The sequence below is a fragment of the Butyrivibrio sp. genome, from assembly GCF_017940685.1.
Lineage (GTDB): Bacteria > Bacillota > Clostridia > Lachnospirales > Lachnospiraceae > Butyrivibrio.
The window spans coordinates 1-5,528 of sequence record NZ_JAGAYD010000030.1; the positions used below are offsets into that span (position 1 = coordinate 1).

A 5,528-nucleotide genomic window follows, 5' to 3' on the forward strand; every position below is an offset into this window, starting at 1 on the left:
ACAATGATTGCAGTGGTTAGATTATATACCCAGTCTTTGGGTCTTTTTTCATAAGCTTGTTCAATTCTCTGATTCATTGTAAGTCCTCCCGGTCAGACAAGCTTCTTACGAAGCATACGGCTTGTTGACTCAATGATAAATACTGTTACAAATAAAGCGATGAGGATCATTCCAACGCTTGGGTATTCTCTCCAGCTTATCTTCTCATTAAGGATAAGTCCGATACCACCGGCGCCTACATAACCGAGAACTGCAGCATATCTTACATTACCTTCAAAGTTAAAGAGGCAGTTTGAAAGATAGAATGGAAGAACCTGTGGGATGATGGCAGACACAAATGCCTGTCTTCTTGTGGCACCCATGGCCTGCATTGCCTCAAAGGCTCCCATGTCTACTGTCTCTATTTCTTCATATGTAAGTTTACCAATGTAACCAAAAGAGAAAACTGCTATAGCTACTGTACCAGCTAAAGTTCCAAGTCCAAAAATAAGAGTTGCAACAAGTGCGATAACGATTGTTGGCAGTGTTCTAATAAGCGAGAACATTACTCTCATGATGGATACCACGATCTTGCTGGGGCAGACATTGGTGCTGGCAAGCATGGCAAATGGAACTGATAAAAGAGCACCTACGACAGAACCAAGAAGTGACATCTTGATGGTGTCAAAAAGAGGTGTCCATACAGTTGGCATATAGCTTGTCTTTGGTGGGAACATCTCTCCAAGAATTACAAAGAACTGTCCGATCCTTGTTGTTAATACTTTCATATCAAAGCCAGTTATCTTAACAGAAAGAGCACTCATAGCAAGTACAAGTATGAAGTAGATAGGTGCTCTTGAGGCTTTTTTATAAGCTTTTTTGCCGTTGGGAAGTACATATTCCCTGGGCTTAAAAATCTTGTCATACAAAGTAAGCTTCAAAAGAATCACCCCTCTTCCTGAATATTGCCGTCCCTGTCTACCTTTCCGTTGTAGATCTTATCAAGGACTTCCTGGGTTGCCTCAGATGCTGGTCCATCAAATACGATCTCGCCGGCTCTTATTCCAATTACTCTTGTAGCATATTTAAGAGCCAGGTCAATGTGGTGGATGTTGATAAGGATTGAGATATTCATCTCCTCATTGATCCTCTTGAAGTCTCCCATTACCTGGTTGGCTGTTACAGGGTCAAGAGCTGCAACAGGCTCATCTGCCAGGATGATCTGAGGATTCTGGGCAAGAGTTCTTGCAAGAGCAACTCTCTGCTGCTGACCACCTGAGAGCTGATCCGCTCTTATAAATGCTTTGTCAAGGATACCGACCTTATCAAGGCACTCAAGAGCTTTGATCTTTTCTTCCTTGGTATAGATACCAAATGCTGATCTGTACCATGGCATGTCAGGAACAAAAGCTGTAAGTACATTCTTGATTACAGTTGTCCTTGTGATCAGGTTAAAGGACTGGAAGATCATTCCTATCTTTCTTCTGAATCTTCTGAGAGCTTTTCCGGACAAGCTCATAACATCAACACCATCCACGGTAAGTTTTCCACTTGTTACATCGTGCATCCTGTTGATGGTACGAATAAGTGTAGATTTTCCCGCTCCGGAAAGACCGATGATAGCAACAAATTCTCCCTGCTCAATTGAAAGGTCCACATTTTTAAGGCCTTCAAAGCCATTTGGATAAACTTTTCCAACGTTCTCAAACTTGATCATTTTGCTTTCTCCTGAAAAATAACTATAATAGCCAAAAATAGGGGAGGCATAAAATCCTCCCCTTATGTTAATTACAAGGAAGTTCTGCTCCAACGCTACGCGTTGTCCAGAACAAAGTAGTACACCAGGCTCGAAAAGACCTCGCCAGGTGATTACTTTTACTGCATTGACTTGATGAGCTCCTGAGCTTTTCTCTCAGACTCATAGTCCTCTGGCTTAGCCTCAACGTATCCGTTGTGGTTGTAGATAGAGATTACTTCCTTACCAGCGTCTGTGTTTCCGATGTTGATGAATGCCTGTGTAAGAGCTGACTTGAAAGCATCATCCATAACAGCAGATGTCTTGCTTACGCTGATTGTGTCGTTGTAGATACCATCTGTAACACCAATAACATTGGTCTCATCCCAGATGCTGTCTGTTCTGCCAAACTCTGTTGTCCACTTCTCCTCGTTGTCACGTCTTGCATCTGCATAGCAGCAAAGAACGTCGATCTGGCCTGAAGCAAGTCTTGCAAAAGCGTTACCATAAGAATCAGCCTGTACAGCGTGTGTAAGGTCTGTGATGTGCTTCTCATAGTTTGACTGAAGCCAGAGTGAAGGATAGATATATCCAGCAGAAGATGAAGAGTTCATAACTGACCAGTTAAGTCCATCAAGATCTTCCCATGTGATCTCCTCTCCGTTGTTAACCTTCTCAGAAATAGCCTTACCAGCATCTGAAGGTCCAGCGATGATAAGTCCACGGTAGAATGTTACCTGGTTCTCAGGTGTAGGAGCTGTTGGCTTGTTGTCATTCCATACCTTAGCGTCTGGGCTCTCGATTGAAAGACCATCTCTTGTAGCTGTAAGGATAACATCACAGCCATCCTCGTAAAGTACATATGTACCTCCAGGGATAAGTCCAACATCGATTGTACCAGCTGAAAGACCCTCACCTACTGCCTCGTAAGAAGTACCAACTGTGATATCAACCTCACCAACCTCATATCCAAGGCCAGCAAGCTCAGTTGTAAGAAGCTCCTTAAGTGGCTCTGTAGCTGTTACGATCTCGTCTGGATCACGAGAAGGAACAAATCCAATTGTAAGCTTGTCAACTTTAACTGGTTCTGCAGGAGTCTCTACAGCTGCTGTCTCTGTAGTCTCTGTAGTCTCTGCAGTTTCTGTTGTAGCAGGCTCTGCTACTGTTTCTGTTGATGCAGAATTGCCGCATCCTGCAAGCATTGCTACACATGAAATGCCTGCAATCATTGTTGCTAAAAATCTCTTCATAATTCCTCCTGCCTAAATGTAGGCGTCATTATAATTTTTTGGCAAAAAAAACCCCATGTGTGTATTACACATGGGGGTTCCTTGCTAACTACACGAACGTATTGTATGTGATATGCCTATGTTTGTCAACGAAATATTAGCTTTAGTAAAACAGCGCGTTAACTCAGTAAATAAGCGCTTTTTAAATTATTTTAATCAGTTTCCCATTGTTTTGAGGAACTTCGACGCATTACCCATAGCGTCTCCCTTAAATACAGCAGAACCTGCCACGATAACATTGGCTCCTGCGCCAACTACCGTCATTACATTGGCGTCATTAATGCCTCCATCCACCTGAATGTCAGTAGTAAGATTTCTATCACCCAGCATACTTCTTACTTCTCTAACCTTATCTATCGTCTCCGGAATTAGTTTCTGTCCGCCAAATCCTGGTTCAACTGTCATGACAAGGATCATCTCAACCTTATCAAGGTAAGGAATGAGCACTGACACAGGAGTTCCTGGCTTTATCGCAATTCCTGCCTTTTTGCCAAAGCTATGGATCTTGTCTATAACCGCCTGCGGATCATCTGCTGCCTCCTGATGGAAGGTTATGATGTCTGATCCTATCCTGGCAAATTCTTCCACATATCTAATGGGATCCATAATCATGAGATGTACGTCAAAGACCATGTCTGTGGCGCTTCTTATGCTCTCTATAACCGGCATCCCAAAGGAAATGGATGGCACAAACATGCCATCCATTACATCTATATGCAGATACTGTGCTCCAGCACTATCTACGTCTGCAATCTGCTGTCCTAAATTTTTAAAATCTGCTGCTAAAATTGAAGGGCTTAAAATATTCATTACTTGAGGAAATCCTTTACTGATGCGTAAACGCCATCTCCGTCAAGGCCATACTTCTTAACCAGCGCTGCTGCAGATCCTGATTCACCGAATCTGTCCTGCATACCGATCTTTTTAACGATTGTTGGATGCTCCTCTGAAAGCACATCGCTTACAGCACTTCCAAGACCGCCGATAACTGAATGTTCCTCAACAGTGACAACCTTACCTGTTTTCTTGGCTGTTGCAACAACAAGCTCTCTGTCGATAGGCTTGATGGTGCAGATATTAACTACCTCAGCGCTGATGCCGTCTGCCGCAAGCTTCTCTGCTGCCTCAAGAGCTGCACCTACGCCGATGCCTGTAGCTATTATACTAACATCATTACCCTCTCTAAGTACAGTACCTTTTCCAATTTCAAATTTATAATCTGGTCTGTCGTTAACAACAGGGCATGCTGCACGGCCAAAACGGATGTATACAGGGCCAACATGTTCAGCTGCTGCTCTTACGCAGGCTCTTGCCTCTATATCATCTGCAGGGCACATAACAACCATTCCAGGAATGGTGCGCATAAGTGCGATGTCCTCGTTACACTGATGGCTGGCACCATCTTCACCTACAGTGATACCTGCATGAGTTCCACCGATCTTAACGTTAAGGTGAGGATAACCAATTGAGTTACGTACCTGCTCGAAAGCACGTCCTGTAGCGAACATGGCAAATGTGCTTACAAATGGGATCTTGCCAGTTGTTGCAAGGCCTGCTGCAATGCCCATCATATTGCACTCTGCAATACCACAATCAATGTGACGATCAGGAAATTCTTTTTTAAACCATCCAGTTCTTGTTGCTGCTGCAAGGTCTGCATCAAGGACTACTACCTTATCATTGACCTTAGCCAGCTCTATAAGCTCTTTTCCATAGCTATCTCTTGTAGCTATCTTCTTAACTTCGCTCATTCTTACCTCCTTGCCGCTTACGCCAATGACTCGCCGATCTTGTTAAGATCGGCCATTGCCTTAGCATACTCTTCATCGTTAGGTGCTACGCCGTGCCATGAAACCTGGCCTTCCATAAATGAAACGCCCTTGCCCTTTAAGCTGTGAGCAATGATGGCTGTAGGCTGGCCCTTGGTCTCTCTTGCCTCTTTGAATGCAGCTCTAAGTGCATCAAAATCGTGTGCATCTACGTTGATCACATGGAAGTTGAATGCCTCAAACTTCTTGTCGATAGGATATGGTGAACATACCTGATCGATTGGTCCGTCGATCTGAAGACCGTTATTGTCTACTATGACAACCAGATTATCAAGTTTTCTGAAGCCGGCAAACATAGCAGCCTCCCACACCTGTCCCTCTTCGATTTCTCCATCACCAAGGAGAGTGTATGTCCTGTAGCTCTTGCCATCAAGCTTGGCAGAAAGAGCCATTCCACAAGCAACTGAGATTCCCTGTCCAAGAGATCCGCTGCTCATATCAAGACCTGGAAGATACTGCATACTTGGATGTCCCTGAAGTCTTGAACCAAGCTTACGAAGGGTGGTGAGCTCCTCAACCGGAAAATATCCTCTCTGCGCCATTACTGAGTAAAGACCTGGTGCAGTGTGACCCTTTGACAATACAAAACGGTCACGATCTGGATCGTCTGGTTTCTCAGGATTGATGTTCATCTCTTCAAAATACAGATATGTGAAGATATCTGCCGCTGACAGAGATCCGCCGGGATGTCCGGCA

Annotated in this window: 6 protein-coding genes; all 6 read right to left on the bottom strand. The window is 44.1% G+C overall.

Annotated features, from left to right (window positions below):
• Positions 1-92: 92 nt before the first annotated feature.
• Positions 93-920, bottom strand: coding sequence for a phosphonate ABC transporter, permease protein PhnE (phnE, locus tag J6I68_RS02315; RefSeq protein ID WP_292216971.1), 828 nt, complete (start codon positions 918-920; stop codon positions 93-95).
• Between the two features lie 5 nt (positions 921-925).
• Positions 926-1,696, bottom strand: coding sequence for a phosphonate ABC transporter ATP-binding protein (gene phnC / locus J6I68_RS02320; RefSeq protein ID WP_292216974.1), 771 nt, complete (start codon positions 1,694-1,696; stop codon positions 926-928).
• A gap of 158 nt (positions 1,697-1,854) precedes the next feature.
• Positions 1,855-2,964 carry a phosphate/phosphite/phosphonate ABC transporter substrate-binding protein gene (locus J6I68_RS02325; RefSeq protein WP_292216977.1) on the bottom strand — a complete coding sequence of 370 codons (1,110 nt, stop codon included), beginning with the start codon at positions 2,962-2,964 and terminating at the stop codon, positions 1,855-1,857.
• Between the two features lie 195 nt (positions 2,965-3,159).
• A complete protein-coding gene (rpe, locus tag J6I68_RS02330; protein WP_292216979.1) occupies positions 3,160-3,813 on the bottom strand; it encodes a ribulose-phosphate 3-epimerase in 654 nt (217 codons plus the stop codon).
• On the bottom strand, positions 3,813-4,754 hold the full coding sequence (locus J6I68_RS02335) for a transketolase family protein (RefSeq protein ID WP_292216981.1): 942 nt from the start codon (positions 4,752-4,754) through the stop codon (positions 3,813-3,815). The genes rpe and J6I68_RS02335 overlap by 1 nt, the downstream gene beginning before the upstream one ends.
• 17 nt (positions 4,755-4,771) lie before the next feature.
• Positions 4,772-5,528 (bottom strand): transketolase (locus J6I68_RS02340; RefSeq protein ID WP_292216984.1); only part of this gene is annotated, 757 nt, incomplete at its 5' end.

Excerpts from the sequence above, each read along its gene's own strand:
- phnC (WP_292216974.1), bottom strand. The coding sequence starts at position 1,696 with ATGATCAAGTTTGAGAACGTTGGAAAAGTTTATCCAAATGGCTTTGAA.
- rpe (WP_292216979.1), bottom strand. The coding sequence starts at position 3,813 with ATGAATATTTTAAGCCCTTCAATTTTAGCAGCAGATTTTAAAAATTTA.
- J6I68_RS02335 (WP_292216981.1), bottom strand. The coding sequence starts at position 4,754 with ATGAGCGAAGTTAAGAAGATAGCTACAAGAGATAGCTATGGAAAAGAG.
- J6I68_RS02325 (WP_292216977.1), bottom strand. The coding sequence starts at position 2,964 with ATGAAGAGATTTTTAGCAACAATGATTGCAGGCATTTCATGTGTAGCA.